This window comes from Pseudomonas sp. S2_F07, from assembly GCF_054668325.1.
In genome coordinates this window covers 5,453,319-5,467,519 of the sequence record NZ_CP162758.1, presented here as the reverse complement: position 1 = coordinate 5,467,519, position 14,201 = coordinate 5,453,319, and the positions used below count along the sequence as shown (strand labels likewise).

General features: G+C 59.5%; 10 protein-coding genes. 2 read left to right on the top strand and 8 right to left on the bottom strand.

What is annotated here, in order from left to right; all coding sequences use genetic code 11:
- Positions 1 to 203 precede the first annotated feature (203 nt).
- The 3 genes from AB4O40_RS24780 to aceK form a co-directional block, all read right to left on the bottom strand.
- Entirely contained in the window at positions 204 to 1,325 is a 1,122-nt protein-coding gene (locus AB4O40_RS24780) for a beta-ketoacyl-ACP synthase III (RefSeq protein ID WP_460057587.1), read from the bottom strand.
- A gap of 344 nt (positions 1,326 to 1,669) precedes the next feature.
- Entirely contained in the window at positions 1,670 to 5,581 is a 3,912-nt protein-coding gene (gene hrpA / locus AB4O40_RS24775; RefSeq protein ID WP_056721379.1) for an ATP-dependent RNA helicase HrpA, read from the bottom strand.
- A gap of 161 nt (positions 5,582 to 5,742) precedes the next feature.
- Positions 5,743 to 7,461, bottom strand: a complete 1,719-nt coding sequence (aceK, locus tag AB4O40_RS24770) for a bifunctional isocitrate dehydrogenase kinase/phosphatase (protein WP_056721377.1) — start codon at positions 7,459 to 7,461, stop codon at positions 5,743 to 5,745.
- Positions 7,462 to 7,620: 159 nt separating this feature from the next.
- Here aceK and AB4O40_RS24765 point away from each other — a divergent pair, with 159 nt between their 5' ends.
- Positions 7,621 to 8,529, top strand: coding sequence for a DMT family transporter (locus AB4O40_RS24765; protein ID WP_056721375.1), 909 nt, complete (start codon positions 7,621 to 7,623; stop codon positions 8,527 to 8,529).
- A 187-nt stretch (positions 8,530 to 8,716) separates the two neighbouring features.
- Here AB4O40_RS24765 and AB4O40_RS24760 read toward each other — a convergent pair whose 3' ends face one another.
- From AB4O40_RS24760 to cysK, 3 genes are all read right to left on the bottom strand, one after another.
- Positions 8,717 to 9,580 carry a DMT family transporter gene (locus AB4O40_RS24760; protein ID WP_056721373.1) on the bottom strand — a complete coding sequence of 288 codons (864 nt, stop codon included), beginning with the start codon at positions 9,578 to 9,580 and terminating at the stop codon, positions 8,717 to 8,719.
- Positions 9,581 to 10,045: 465 nt separating this feature from the next.
- Positions 10,046 to 10,984, bottom strand: coding sequence for an aspartyl/asparaginyl beta-hydroxylase domain-containing protein (locus AB4O40_RS24755; RefSeq protein WP_056721371.1), 939 nt, complete (start codon positions 10,982 to 10,984; stop codon positions 10,046 to 10,048).
- Positions 10,985 to 11,247: 263 nt separating this feature from the next.
- Positions 11,248 to 12,222, bottom strand: a complete 975-nt coding sequence (gene cysK, locus AB4O40_RS24750; protein ID WP_056721369.1) for a cysteine synthase A — start codon at positions 12,220 to 12,222, stop codon at positions 11,248 to 11,250.
- A 130-nt stretch (positions 12,223 to 12,352) separates the two neighbouring features.
- On the opposite strand from cysK, the gene AB4O40_RS24745 reads away from it, so the two are divergent.
- The gene (locus AB4O40_RS24745) at positions 12,353 to 13,429 is read left to right on the top strand and encodes an AsmA family protein (protein WP_056721367.1); all 1,077 of its coding nucleotides are present in this window, start codon (positions 12,353 to 12,355) and stop codon (positions 13,427 to 13,429) included.
- On the opposite strand, the gene AB4O40_RS24740 is transcribed toward AB4O40_RS24745, so the two are convergent.
- Positions 13,426 to 13,926: a DUF2442 domain-containing protein gene (locus tag AB4O40_RS24740; protein WP_460057595.1), complete on the bottom strand. Its 501-nt coding sequence runs from the start codon at positions 13,924 to 13,926 to the stop codon at positions 13,426 to 13,428. The two genes, AB4O40_RS24745 and AB4O40_RS24740, sit on opposite strands and share 4 nt — an antisense overlap.
- On the bottom strand, positions 13,914 to 14,144 hold the full coding sequence (locus tag AB4O40_RS24735) for a DUF4160 domain-containing protein (RefSeq protein ID WP_056721363.1): 231 nt from the start codon (positions 14,142 to 14,144) through the stop codon (positions 13,914 to 13,916). Before AB4O40_RS24735 ends, AB4O40_RS24740 begins: the two co-directional genes overlap by 13 nt.
- Positions 14,145 to 14,201 lie beyond the last annotated feature (57 nt).

Here is a 14,201-nt window from a genome sequence, read left to right as displayed (position 1 = left end):
GAAGCCCGGGCCCCTTTTACAGCCTGGCTGTTGATGTGTCGGTCCCCATCATCCTCCGATGCATCAACGCGAGACTGTTTTCTCTCCCGCAAAAAAATCGCAGCCTTCGGCAGCTCCTACACAGAGCGGATTCACCGCGATATCACGTTGAAATCCAGTCCCGTAGGAGCTGCCGCAGGCTGCGATCTTTTTAAGCCGCAGACTCAGCGCTTGCGCAGCAACACGCTACCAATCGAATAACCGGCACCGAACGAACTGAGCACGGCCAGCGAACCGGCGGCCAGATCGTCCTGATTCTTGTGGAACGCAATCACGGAACCGGCGGAACTGGTGTTGGCGTAGGTGTCGAGAATCACCGGCGCTTCCTGTTCGGTGGCGTCGCGACCCAGCAGTTTCTTGACGATCAGGTGGTTCATGCTGAGGTTGGCCTGGTGCAGCCAGAAACGCTTCACGTCGCTGACGTTGAGCTGGTTCTCTTGCAGATGCTCACTGATCAGCTCGGCAACCAGCGGGCAGACTTCCTTGAACACCTTACGGCCTTCCTGCACGAACAGTTTGTCCTTGGCGCCGATGCCCTCTTCCGCCGCGCGGTTGAGGAAGCCGAAGTTGTTGCGGATGTTGTTGGAGAACTTGGTCAGCAGCTTGGTGCTGACGATGTCGAACTGGTACCTGGACGTCGCCAGGTCGGCACACTCGATGATCACCGCAGTGGCAGCGTCACCGAAGATGAAGTGGCTGTCGCGGTCACGGAAGTTCAAGTGGCCGGTGCAGACTTCCGGGTTGACCATCAGGACTGCCCGGGCCTGGCCCAGTTGAACGCTGTTGGCGGCAGTCTGGATACCGAAGGTTGCGGACGAGCACGCCACGTTCATGTCGAAACCGAAACCCTGGATGCCCAGCGCTTCCTGGACTTCGATGGCAATGGCCGGGTAGGCACGTTGCAGGTTGGAACAGGCGACGATCACGCCGTCGATGTCCGCGGCGGTCTTGCCGGCACGCTGCAAGGCTTGTTCGGCAGCGCCGATAGCCATTTGGCAAAGCACCGACCACTCGTCGTTGGAACGCTCCGGCAGGCGCGGGGCCATGCGTTGCGGGTCGAGGATGCCTTCCTTGTCCATGACAAAGCGGCTCTTGATGCCGGAAGCTTTTTCGATGAACGCGGCGCTGGACTCGGTCAATGCTTCCACTTCGCCGCGCGCGATAGCGTCGGCGTTGTCGGCGTTGAATTGCGCGACGTAAGTATTGAAAGACTGCACCAGCTCTTCGTTGGAGATGCTGTTGGCCGGGGTGTACAGGCCGGTGCCGCTGATGACGACGTTATGCATGGTCGTGTCTCTAATCTGTTCAGGCAGAAAGCATTGGTACCTTCGTACCAACACACAAAGGGTCTATTCCCATCCGTGGGACGAAAACCTGGCATCGCTTTATTCCGACCTGCCCGAGACCGTGAAGGCTCAAAACCGCGGGGCCGGCGTTTATAGGCGCGAAGTTTGCCATAAACCGTGGGTTTTGGCCCCTTTTTGCTGGATAACTCCCACTTGCAGGCCATACAAAAACCTGTGGGAGCGAGCTTGCTCGCGATGGCGGCCTGACATGCAACATAGATGTTGAATGTAATGGCCCTATCGCGAGCAAGCTCGCTCCCACAGGTATTGCGCCAACCTCGGGTTCAGGGCTCGACCTGGCTCCACTGCTTGTTCAATCGCTTGTCGGAGATCGGCACCTTGGTCCCCAATTGCTGGGCGAACAACGAAACCCGATATTCCTCCAGCCACCAGCGATACAACTCCAACTGCGGGTCGCGCTTGCCTTCCTGGGCGTGTTTGTTGGCGCGGGTCTGGTATTGCGTCCACAGCCCGCTCAACTCACCGCTCCACACCCGATCGCGCTGCACCTGGGCAGCGATTTTTTCAAAGCGCTGCTCGATCGCCTTGAGGTAACGCGGCAATTCCTTGAGCCACTGCATCGGCGTTTCCCGGACAAACCCCGGATACACCAGGTGGCTGAGTTGCTGCTTGATGTCGTTCAGGGCCACGGCTTGCGCCAGGTCGATCTTGCCCTTGAAGCGTTTTTGCAGGCCATGCCAGAGCTTGAGGATTTCCAGGGTCAGCTTCGCCACACGCTCGGCGTGCTCGGTCCAGGCGCCACGCTTGCGCTCAGCCAGGGACGCCAGACCGGCGCCATCACGGGGCAGCGGGTCTTCGCCCTCAAGAATGCAGCTGTCGAGACTGGCCAGCAGAATGTCTTCCACCAGCGCATCGACGCGGCCCATGTCGCGGTACAGCAGGCCAAGTTCGGTCAGGCCAGGCAACTTGCCACGCAGGAACCTGGCAGGTTCGGCCAGTTGCTGCATCAGCAAGCGTTGCAAGGCACGGCGATGCTGGAACTCGGCCTCGGCCGGGGTCGAAAAACGCCCTTCCTTGACCGTCCCGCCCTCTTCCACCAGCGCCGGGTAGACCGTCATCGACAGCCCGGCGATCTTCTGCTGGGTTTTCTCGGCCACCGCGGCGAACACTTTCGGCTCCACCGGCTGCTGGCTCTTCGCGGTTTGCGGCACGGCCAATGCTGCCTGGCTGGCCTCGGCGAAACGCGCAGTCAGTTCAGCCAGATCGCGACCTTCACCGAGGAACTTGCCCTGGGCATCGACGATTTCCAGGTTCATCCGCAGATGGCTTTCGACCTGCTGTGCCGCCTCGGCCCAGGCTTCATCGCTGACGCGGGCACCGGTCATGCGCAGCAGTTCGCGACCCAGGGCCTGGGGCAGAGAACCCTCGGCAAAGGTCATGCGCTGCAAGGCCGCCTTGACGAAGTCTGGCACTGGCACGAAATTCTTGCGCAGTGCCTTCGGCAGGTTGCGCACCAGGGCAATGCACTTGGCCTCGATGACACCCGGCACCAGCCATTCCAGGCGTTCCGGCGGCAGCATCGGCAACAACGGTGCCGGCACGCGCAGGGTCACGCCGTCGCGCGGGTGATTCGGTTCGAAGTGGTAGCTGAGGGCCAATTCCAGATCGCCGATGTGCAGCGTATCCGGGTAGTGCTGGGCAGTGACTTCACTGGCTTCACGGGCCAGCACGTCTTCTTCACGCATGATCAGCAGCTGCGGGTCTTTCTGGCTGTTGATCCGATACCAGCTGTCGAAGGTCGCGGTCTGGTGGATCTCCGCCGGCAGCCGCGCGTCGTAGAAGGCGTACAGGGTTTCTTCGTCGGCGAGGATGTCGCGACGACGGGCCTTGGCTTCCAGTTCGTCGAGCTGTTCCAGCAATTGCTTGTTGGCCGTCAGGCACTTGGCCCTGGACTGGATTTCGCCGCGCACCAGCGCTTCGCGGATGAACAACTCGCGGGACACCACCGGGTCGATCGGGCCGTAATGCACCGGCCGGCGCCCGACCACGATCAAGCCGAACAGGGTGATCTGCTCGAACGCTACGACCTGACCGCGCTTCTTCTCCCAGTGGGGTTCGAAGTGGTTTTTCTTGATCAGGTGACCGGCCAGCGGCTCGATCCAGTCGGCGTCGATCTTGGCGACCATACGCGCATATAGCTTGGTGGTTTCCACCAGTTCGGCCGTCATCAGCCACTGCGGGCGCTTCTTGCCGATGCCCGAGGACGGATGAATCCAGAAGCGCCGCTGACGGGCGCCAAGGTAATCGCCGTCTTCGGTTTTCTGCCCGATCTGGCTGAGCAACCCCACCAGCACCGCCTTGTGCAGTTTCGGATAGTCCGCCGGCTCTTTATTGAGGCTCAACTGCATGTCGCGGCAGATCAGGCTCAATTGGCGATGGGAGTCACGCCACTCGCGCAGGCGCAGGTAGTTGAGGAAATTCTTGCGGCACCAGTTACGCAGCGGACTGGCAGTCAGCGCCTGGCGCTGCTCTTCGAAACCGCGCCACAGATTGACCAGCCCGGCGAAATCCGAGTCGGCGTCTTTCCACTGGGCGTGGGCCTGATCCGCTGCTTGCTGACGCTCCGGCGGACGCTCGCGCGGGTCCTGGATCGACATGGCGCTGGCGACGATCAGCACTTCCTGCAAGCTGCCGAGCTTCGCCGCTTCGAGCAGCATGCGGCCCATGCGCGGGTCCACCGGCAGGCGCGCCAGTTGCCGACCGAGCGGGGTCAACTGGCTGTTGCGGTCCACTGCCGAGAGTTCTTGCAGCAGGTTGTAACCGTCGCTGATGGCCTTGCCATCCGGCGGCTCGATGAACGGGAACTCGCTGACCTCGCCGAGGCGCAGGTGCAGCATCTGCAAAATAACCGCCGCAAGGTTGGTGCGCAGAATCTCAGGATCGGTAAATTCCGGGCGACCGAGGAAGTCCTCTTCGCTGTACAGGCGCACGCAAATGCCCGGCTCGACCCGTCCGCACCGACCTTTACGCTGGTTGGCGCTGGCCTGGGAAATGGCTTCGATCGGCAGGCGCTGGACCTTGGCCCGGTAGCTGTAGCGGCTGATGCGCGCGGTGCCACTGTCGATCACATAACGTATGCCCGGCACGGTCAGCGAGGTTTCCGCGACGTTGGTTGCCAGCACCACGCGACGGCCCGGGTGCGACTGGAAAATCCGCTGCTGCTCGGCCGGCGACAGCCGCGCGTACAACGGCAGGATTTCGGTGTGCTTGAGCTGGGCCTTGCGCAGCATGTCGGCGGCGTCGCGAATCTCGCGCTCGCCGGGCAGGAACACCAACACGTCACCGGGACTGCGGCGTTCACTGCGCTCATAAGCGGCGATTTCGTCGAGGGTGGCGAGGATCGCCTGATCCACCGTCAGGTCGTCCTCGACGCGGTTGCCCTCTTCGTCCTGCTCAAGCGTCAGCGGGCGATACCAGGTGTCCACCGGGTAGGTGCGGCCGGATACCTCGACAATCGGCGCGTCATCGAAGTGCTTGGAGAAACGCTCCAGGTCGATGGTCGCCGAAGTGATGATGACCTTCAGGTCGGGACGACGCGGCAGCAGGGTTTTCAGGTAACCGAGCAGGAAGTCGATGTTGAGGCTGCGTTCGTGGGCTTCGTCGACGATGATCGTGTCGTAGCGTTCCAGATAGCGGTCGTTCTGGGTTTCCGCCAGCAGGATGCCATCGGTCATCAGCTTGATCAGGGTGCTGGAATCGCTCTGATCCTCGAAGCGCACCTGATAACCGACCAGCGCGCCCAGCGGCGTGCCGAGTTCTTCGGCGACACGGCTGGCGACGCTGCGCGCAGCGATCCGTCGAGGCTGGGTGTGGCCGATCAGGCCATGCTGGCCGCGACCGATTTCCAGGCAAATCTTAGGCAACTGAGTGGTTTTACCCGAGCCGGTCTCACCGGCAATGATCAGCACCTGGTGTTGTTCCAGCGCCTTCTTGATTTCGTCGCGCTTGGCGGCGATCGGCAGGCTGTCGTCGTAACGAATCACCGGCAGGCTGGCCTTGCGCGCCAACACCTGCTCGCAGGACGCCTGCATCCGCGTCACCCACTGGCCCAGTTTGGCCTCGTCGGTTTTCTTGCGAAGCTCAAGCAACTGCCGCCGCAGCCGGTGGCGGTCGGCGAGCATGGCGTGATCGAGGTTTTTCAGCAGTTTGTCGATGGAGGGCGATTCGTCGGTCATCGGGTACGCAATTCAGTCGTCTAGTGGCGCAGGGTGCGGATTGTCGCAGATTTGGCATGGATTGGCTGGTTCCCCTGTAGGAGCTGCCGAAGGCTGCGATCTTTTGATCTTGTCGACGCGTCTGAAAAACAAAATCAAAAGATCGCAGCCTGCGGCAGCTCCTACTCGTTATCGAGGCCTTTACGCCGATACGGAAACACATCAATCACCTTCCCCGCCCGAATCGCTTCCTGCAGGCTCTTCCAGTAATCGGCGTTGTACAGCTCGCCATGCAGTTGATCGAACAACTTGCGTTGCCCGAAATCGGCAAACAGGAACGGCGGAAACTCCTCCGGGAACACATCCAGCGGCCCGATCGAATACCAGGGTTCGGAAGCCATTTCATCTTCCGGGGTGCGGGGTTGCGGGATATGGCGGAAGTTGGCCTCGGTGAGGAAGCAGATCTCGTCGTAGTCGTAGAACACCACCCGACCGTGACGGGTGACACCGAAGTTCTTTAGCAGCATGTCGCCGGGAAAGATGTTGGCCGCCGCCAGTTGCTTGATCGCCAGCCCGTAGTCTTCCAGGGCCTCGCGCACCTGCGCCTCGTTGGCGTGTTCCAGGTAGAGGTTCAGCGGGGTCATGCGGCGCTCGGTCCAGCAGTGGCGGATCAGCACCGTATCGTCTTCCACCGACACCGTGGACGGCGCGACTTCCAGCAGCTCCTCCAGGCACGCCGGATCGAACTTGCTCAGCGGAAAACGGAAATCGGCGAATTCCTGGGTATCGGCCATGCGCCCGACGCGGTCGACGCTTTTCACCAGGCGGTACTTTTCGATCACCGTGGCGCGGTCGACGTTTTTCGACGGCGAGAAACGGTCCTTGATGATTTTGAACACGGTGTTGAAACCCGGCAGGGTGAACACGCTCATGACCATGCCGCGCACGCCTGGGGCCATGATGAACTGGTCGTCGGTGTTGGCCAGGTGATTGATCAGCGCCCGATAGAACTCCGACTTGCCGTGCTTGTAGAAGCCAATCGAGGTGTACAGCTCGGCAATGTGCTTGCCCGGCAGAATACGCCGCAGGAAGCCGATGAACTCCGCAGGCACCGGCACATCCACCATGAAATACGAACGGGTGAACGAGAAGATGATCGATACGTCCGCCTCATCGGTGATCAGCGCATCGATCTGGATGCCGCGACCCTCCAGGTGCAGCAATGGAATTGCCAGCGGCCATTGCTCGTCGGCGGTGTAGATGCGCCCCACCAGGTACGCGCCTTTATTGCGGTACAGCACCGAGGAAAACAGCTCGACACTCAGCTCCGGGTCTTTGCACACCCAGTCCGGCAGATTTTCGCGCAGTTGCGCTTCGAGGCGCTTCAGGTCCCCGGCCAGGTCGGCGTAGTCCTCGCTGAAGCGGTAGTCGGCGAAGATGCTGGCGAGCATCGCCGACAATTGGCCTTGCGGCTTGTAGGTGCGGGTTTGCGCGGCCCGGGCACGGCGAAGGCTCGGCCGGGTGGTGTGGATGAACATGCAACCGTCGCTGATCAGGTCATGGCTGAACAGCCCGCAGAAGATCGAGTTGTACCAGGTCTCGGACAGTTCATCGTCAAAACGCAGGTCGATCAGGCTGATGTAGGCGTTTTTGACCAGCGGCCAGCAGCTGACGTCCAGGGTGTCGGCGTCAAACGCGGTGCGCAGTCGCTCCACCGTTTCACCGACCTTGTCTTCGTACAGATTGATCCGTGCCGCCGACGCCGTCTGCGTTTCCTGCCACCTGGCCTGTTCGAAGCGGGCCCGGGCGCCGTCGGTGATCTGGCGAAAATGCTCGCGGTAATCGTCGAAGCCATCGAGTATCAAGCGGGCGATGTCGGCGGCTGGCCATTGCTGCGGCATGGTGAGACCTCTTCGGGAATTCGGGAGGCTTGAGCTTAGCCAGTGAACCGGGTGCAGGAGAAGCGTAATTTTCCAGCCGAATTAAATGCCCGGTTTTCGGTTGCCATCGATCACACACTCAGCAACACTTTCGCCCCTCCCCCAAGGAAGGACCTCGCTGTGAACCCCGTCGATATTTTCCGTTTACTGTCCCTGGCGGCCATTTGGGGTGCGAGTTTTCTGTTCATGCGCATCATCGCCCCGGTGATTGGCAGCATTCCTACCGCTTTTTTCCGAGTATCGATAGCCGCTGCCGGACTGCTGGTGATTCTTGGGCTGATGCGCATCAGTTGGGATTTCAAGGGCAAACTCAAGACCGTGATGCTGCTCGGGGTGATCAACTCCGGAATTCCGGCGACGCTCTATTCGGTGGCCGCGCAGGTGCTGCCGGCCGGTTACTCGTCGATCTTCAATGCCACGACACCCTTGATGGGCGTGCTGATCGGCGGCCTGTTTTTCCATGAAAGGCTCACTGGCGCCAAACTTGGCGGCGTGTTTCTGGGGCTGTTCGGCGTGGGCGTGCTGACCCGTGCCGGGCCGGTGGCGTTCGATATGGAACTGCTGATGGGTGCCGTCGCCTGCCTGCTTGCGACCACCTGCTACGGATTTGCGGGGTTTCTGGCCCGCCGCTGGCTCGATCAGGCCGGTGGCCTGGACAGCCGTTTGTCGGCACTGGGCAGCATGCTCGGCGCGACGTTGTTCCTGCTGCCGCTGTTCGGCTACAGCGTGATCAGCCAGCCACCCGCAAGCTGGGGCGGCTGGAGTGTCTGGCTCTCGTTGCTGGGGTTGGGTCTGGGATGCACGGCGTTTGCGTACATTATTTACTTCCGGCTCCTGAGCTCGATTGGTCCGGTGAAATCGATGACTACGACCTTTTTGATCCCGCTATTCGGCGTGTTGTGGGGGGCGCTGTTTCTCGATGAGCCGCTGTCGTTGGCGCATATCTATGGCGGGTTGTTGATTGCGCTGGCGTTGTGGCTGGTGTTGAAGCCGGCTGTGGTGAAACCAGCTTTGGCGGCTAATCGATAGAGTTGTGGTGTTGTGGATGACGCCTTCGCGAGCAAGCCCGCTCCCACAGGGTTCCGTGTTGTACGCAAAATCCGTGTACGACATCAATCACTGTGGGAGCGGGCTTGCCCGCGAAGGCGGCTGATCAGACGCCAAAAATCACAAAGGCCTGGAGCATTGCTCCAGGCCTTCCCGGGTTTGCCCGCAATTACGCGGTTTTACGGAACACAAACACCAGACCGACGATGATCAACAGCATACCGAACAGGCTCAACAGCGCCAGGCGATTGCCGAAGATCAGATAGTCCATCACCGCCGTGACCGCCGGCACCAGGTAAAACAGGCTGGTGACATTCACCAGATTGCCCCGGGCGATCAAGCGGTAGAGCAACAGTGTCGCCAGCACCGACACCACCAGCCCCATCCATAGCACCGGCAGGATGAAACCGCTGCCGTGCTCGAAGTGAAACGGCTGGAAGGGTACGAAAATCCCGCACAACAGCAGTCCGGCCAGATACTGCACCGGCAGTGTGCCGAGGGGATTGTCGGTGATGCGTTTCTGCATGATCGAACCGAAGGTCATGCTCGCCAGCGCCAGCAGACCGAAAAGCATCCCGACCAGCGACATCCCGGCCAGCCCGATGCCCTGATAGACCACCATGACCAACCCGGTCAGCCCCAGGGCCAGGCCGAACATCCTGCTCCAGGAACGCTGGCGCTCCATCAGCACCACGGTGAGGATCGGCTGCACGCCCATGATGGTCGCCATCACCCCAGGCGTGACTTTAAGGTCCAGGGCCAGCAGATAGAAAATCTGATACGCCCCCAACAACACCACGCCGGTGGCCATCGCATACAGCATCGGCTTGCCACCCGCGGGCAACTTCAGCTTGAGCAACGGCACCAGCAACGCCAGGCCGCCCAGGGCGATGACGAAACGAAACATCAGGAAGGCGAAGGGCGACGCGTGGGCAAGCCCCCATTTGGAGAAAATCGCCCCGCTGCTCCACAGCAGAACGAACAGGCTCGTGGACGCCGCCGCGAGCGCGGACTTTTTCGAAAGGACAAACATGAAGACCACCTGTAGTCAGGCAAAAAGCCAACTCAGCCGAAGCTGAAATTCAGTAGTTTTTCCAGGCAGGCAGGGGAACAGCACAAAGCAGCTGATCAGCCCGAAATGCCAACGCCTGGCGGTGATACGACTGCGCACACCGGCGTGCTACTGACAGGTGGGGGGTAATGACTGATCTGCCCGGGCTGCTGATTCCCGCACGGCACGACGCCAGCGTTGACCGCTGAATCGACTACCGCGTTGATGAGGGATGCAGGCATTGGGCTGATCTTTTCTCGAAGGATAAAAAGTGAGTCCGAAACTCACCGTGCGCCGACTATAACCAGCGTACGACATGGATTGCAACGACTCGGCAACGACAGTCGGCACAGAGTCCGCATTGTGCGGTGGAGGAGCACTCAGGGATTACGTGAAGATCCATAAAAAACCGCTCACAACGAGCGGTTTTTTATTCTGTCTACGGCTTCAGCCGAACAACCAATACCCCAACAACGTCGCCACCGCCACCGCCAGCACCGGACGTAGTACGCGGTAGGCCTTGGGGTTGCGCCGCTTCAATTGCTTGACCACGCCACTGAATTTATCACTGGAACTCTTGCTCCAGGCATAGACCCGGTTAATCCCCCCCACACGCTCGTCGTCCAGGTTCTGAGGGGCTGTGGCGCGACCCAACCAGGTGCTGACACCGCGATTGACTCGGGTCATGAAGCGATTGCTCAGTGGACGCTCGATATCGCAGAACAGAATGACACGGGTCTTTTCCGTTTCATTCTTGACCCAGTGCACGTAGGTCTCGTCGAACATCACGTCTTCACCGTCGCGCCAGGCGTAAACCTGCCCATCGACAAAGATGCGGCAAGCATCGGAATTGGGGGTGGACAGGCCCAGGTGATAACGCAGGGAGCCGCCAAACGGATCACGATGCGGGTTGAGGTGGCTGCCGCCCGGCAGCAGCGCGAACATTGCACCTTTGACGCTGGGAATGCTGTTGACCAGTTCCACGGTTTTCGGACACAAGACCTCGGCGGAAGGCAGCGGTTTGTCATACCACTTGAGATAGAAACGTTTCCAGCCCTTCTTGAAGAACGATCCGAAACCGGCGTCGTTGTTCTTTGCCGCCGCGCGGATATACCCCTCGTCGAACAAGTGCATCGCTTCATCGCGAATCACCTCCCAGTTGTCCTTGAGCACATCCAGTTCCGGGAACTTGCTGCGATCCAGATACGGTTTCGAAGGCACACCGGAAAACAGGTACATCAAGGCGTTATAGGGGGCGAACAGTGCCGAATGGTTAACGAACTGGCGCAGAACCGGCAGGCGCGCCTTACCACGCAAATGCACATAGAGGGTGCTGCCGAGAAACAGCAACAACAACGATGCCTTCGCGGCAACCGATAAGGTCATCAACAACTCCTTTGAAGATAGACTGCACTGCACCACGTCTATTGCCCGACATGGCTGCCAGTATGATAAACACTACCGACCCGGTGAAAACCTGCACTTTTCAACATTCAATGTTAATGAATGTGCAACAAAGCATTTATTAACATAAGGTGCCTGAACGCTGGCTGATGTAATCCATCATCAACCGGACCAGTTCAATGGATCGCAACCAGCGATAACGCCTCAGCCATCACCGCCAGCCACAATCGGCCAATGTTTAGTGCTTACTGCTGATTCTCCTGTTCGGTAAACAGATCACTGAACAGCATGCTCGACAGGTAACGTTCACCGGAATCCGGAAGAATCACCACGATGGTCTTGCCCTGCATTTCCGGGGTCTCGGCCAGCCGAACGGCCACTGCCATGGCGGCACCGCAGGAAATCCCGCACAAGATTCCTTCTTCCTGCATCAAGCGCAAGGCCATGGCCTTGGACTCTTCGTCACTGACCAGCTCCACCCGATCGACAATCGACAAATCGAGGTTCTTCGGCACAAAACCGGCACCGATGCCCTGGATCTTGTGCGGGCTCGGCTTGATTTCGTCACCGGCCAGGGCTTGGGTGATCACCGGAGACACCACGGGTTCCACCGCCACCGAGAGTATCGGTTTGCCCTGGGTATTCTTGATATACCGTGAAACCCCGGTGATGGTTCCACCGGTTCCGACGCCTGCCACCAGCACGTCGACCGCGCCGTCGGTATCGTTCCAGATTTCCGGGCCGGTGGTTTTTTCGTGGATGGCCGGGTTGGCCGGGTTGTCGAATTGCCCCGGCATGAAGTACTTCGACGGGTCGCCGGCAACGATTTCACCGGCTTTCTCGATCGCTCCCTTCATACCCTTGGCCGGCTCGGTCAACACCAGTTCGGCGCCCAGTGCCTTGAGCACCTTGCGGCGTTCGATACTCATGGACGCCGGCATGGTCAGCATCAGCTTGTAGCCCCGGGCGGCGGCCACGAAGGCAAGGCCTATGCCAGTATTGCCGGAGGTGGGTTCGACGATGGTCATGCCCGGTTTGAGTTTGCCGCTACCCTCGGCATCCCAGATCATGTTCGCGCCGATCCGGCACTTTACCGAGTAACCGGGGTTGCGCCCTTCGATCTTGGCCAGGATGGTCACACCACGCGGCGCAATGCGATTGATCTGCACCAGAGGCGTGTTGCCGATGGAGTGGGCGTTGTCAGCGAAAATGCGGCTCATGGCTGGGTCCTTAACGACAGCATTGAAATAGGGCATCAAGGTAAGCCCTCTTGCCCGCAGGCGTCCAGTCAGGTCGAACGTCCGCTTATCAGTGCAGTCAATGGCTTTAGATCGCCAGAGATTTGCCGCCATGAAACGTCGATACAGTTGGCCCCTGCTAACCCTCATCGGCCTCGTTGTGTTGCTGATAACGCTCCACATCGCCTTGCCCTATCTGGTGCGCGACTACCTCAATGAGCGGCTGGCGAACATGGGCGACTACCGTGGCCAGATCACCGACGTGGACCTGGCCCTGTGGCGCGGGGCCTACAAAATCAACGGACTGAAAATCGTCAAGATCGATGGCAAGGTTCCAGTGCCTTTCGTCAACGCGCCGTTGATCGACCTCTCGGTCAGTTGGCATTCGCTGTGGTACGACCGGGCGGTAGTGGCCGAAGTGCAGTTCATCAATCCCGAGATCAACTTCGTCGACGGCGGGGCCAACAAGAAAAACTCCCAGACCGGCGAGGGTACCGACTGGCGCGCGCAACTAGGCAAGCTACTGCCCATTACCCTGAACGAAGTGCAGATCAACGATGGCAAGATCAGTTTTCGCAACTTCAACTCCAAACCACCCGTAAACATGAATGCCACAAAAGTGGATGCCAACATCTACAACCTGACCAACGTGGTCGACACCAAAGGCAAGCGTGATGCGCGCTTCAAAGGTAAAGCCCTGCTGCTGGGGCACGCGCCACTGGAAACCACGGCCACTTTCGATCCCTTGAGCGACTTCGAAGACTTCGAGTTTCGCTTGCGCACCACGGATATCGAACTCAAGCGTTTGAACGACTTCGCCGCGGCCTACGGCAAGTTCGACTTCAATGCCGGCCATGGCGACGTGGTGATCGAAGCCTCGGCCAGCAAGGGGCGACTGACCGGCTATATAAAGCCACTGCTGCGCGATGTTGATGTGTTCAACTGGCAGCAGGATGTACAAAACAAGGACAAAGGACTGTTCCGCTCGATTTGGGAGGCCCTCGTCGGCGGTACCGAGACCGTCCTGAAAAACCAGGGCAAAAACCAGTTTGCGACACGGGTTGAACTCAAGGGCAACGTGCATCAGAAAGATGTCAGCGCATTCCAGGCTTTTTTACAGATTTTACGCAATGGTTTCATCCAGGCATTCAATGCGCGGTATGAGCGACCCCAACCGGATGCTGGCTAACTTTTGCGCGTGACGATGTACCGGCCGGTGTCTTCTGCCGCACGGGATGAATTCGTTTGCTGTTGCAGGAAGTCCCACCCCAGGCAGGCCAAGGCCAACGATCGCGGCACCGCTTCGCGACCACTGCTGTATCGGGTGATGCTACGGGTACTGACCCCCAGCGCTTCAGCCGCTTGATTTAGCGGCAACCCGGTGCGAGCACGCCAATCGATAAAGATTCGGGTGTTCTCGTCGGCTGCATTTTGCGCCAAGGCATCCAGGTAGAGAGTATCTGCACCAATCTGGATATCAAGTTCAGGCCATTCGACACTCCAGCCATCGTCACCCAACGCTACATACTCAAAAGCAACGCCCTGTAAAGGTTGCAGGCCTGGATAGACATGCAGGTCGCGGCTCAAATCGAGCAGCAGCTGCTGGCCATCGATAAATGTCAGCGCCAGACGATAATCCGACAACGCTTGCACTGCCGATAGCCGTGGTCGTTTCATGGGTAGCATCGTTTCCAATCCTCCAGCAATTGAGTCTGGTGAGCTCTGACCCACTCCAGAGCTTCCCTGAGAATCAGCGGCGGCGCCTTGCCCACCATCACTTCGACAGTTTCCAGGCTCAACATGACGTCCAGCCCGCCACCCGTCAGATGAACGTGTGGCGGTGGATGATCCTTTTCGCGCAACTGAATGCGGTATGTATCTCGAAATCGGTATTTTGTAGACATGCCCGGCATGCTATCGCCAAAATGGCGATATCTCTATGCTGGCCAGTAACCGAGACT

What these genes read in the sequence shown, in the direction of transcription:
- cysK (WP_056721369.1), bottom strand. Translation starts at nt 12,222, where the DNA reads ATGAGCCGCATTTTCGCTGACAACGCCCACTCCATCGGCAACACGCCT.
- hrpA (WP_056721379.1), bottom strand. Translation starts at nt 5,581, where the DNA reads ATGACCGACGAATCGCCCTCCATCGACAAACTGCTGAAAAACCTCGAT.
- AB4O40_RS24780 (WP_460057587.1), bottom strand. Translation starts at nt 1,325, where the DNA reads ATGCATAACGTCGTCATCAGCGGCACCGGCCTGTACACCCCGGCCAAC.
- aceK (WP_056721377.1), bottom strand. Translation starts at nt 7,461, where the DNA reads ATGCCGCAGCAATGGCCAGCCGCCGACATCGCCCGCTTGATACTCGAT.
- AB4O40_RS24735 (WP_056721363.1), bottom strand. Translation starts at nt 14,144, where the DNA reads ATGTCTACAAAATACCGATTTCGAGATACATACCGCATTCAGTTGCGC.
- AB4O40_RS24745 (WP_056721367.1), top strand. Translation starts at nt 12,353, where the DNA reads ATGAAACGTCGATACAGTTGGCCCCTGCTAACCCTCATCGGCCTCGTT.
- AB4O40_RS24760 (WP_056721373.1), bottom strand. Translation starts at nt 9,580, where the DNA reads ATGTTTGTCCTTTCGAAAAAGTCCGCGCTCGCGGCGGCGTCCACGAGC.
- AB4O40_RS24755 (WP_056721371.1), bottom strand. Translation starts at nt 10,984, where the DNA reads ATGACCTTATCGGTTGCCGCGAAGGCATCGTTGTTGTTGCTGTTTCTC.
- AB4O40_RS24740 (WP_460057595.1), bottom strand. Translation starts at nt 13,926, where the DNA reads ATGCTACCCATGAAACGACCACGGCTATCGGCAGTGCAAGCGTTGTCG.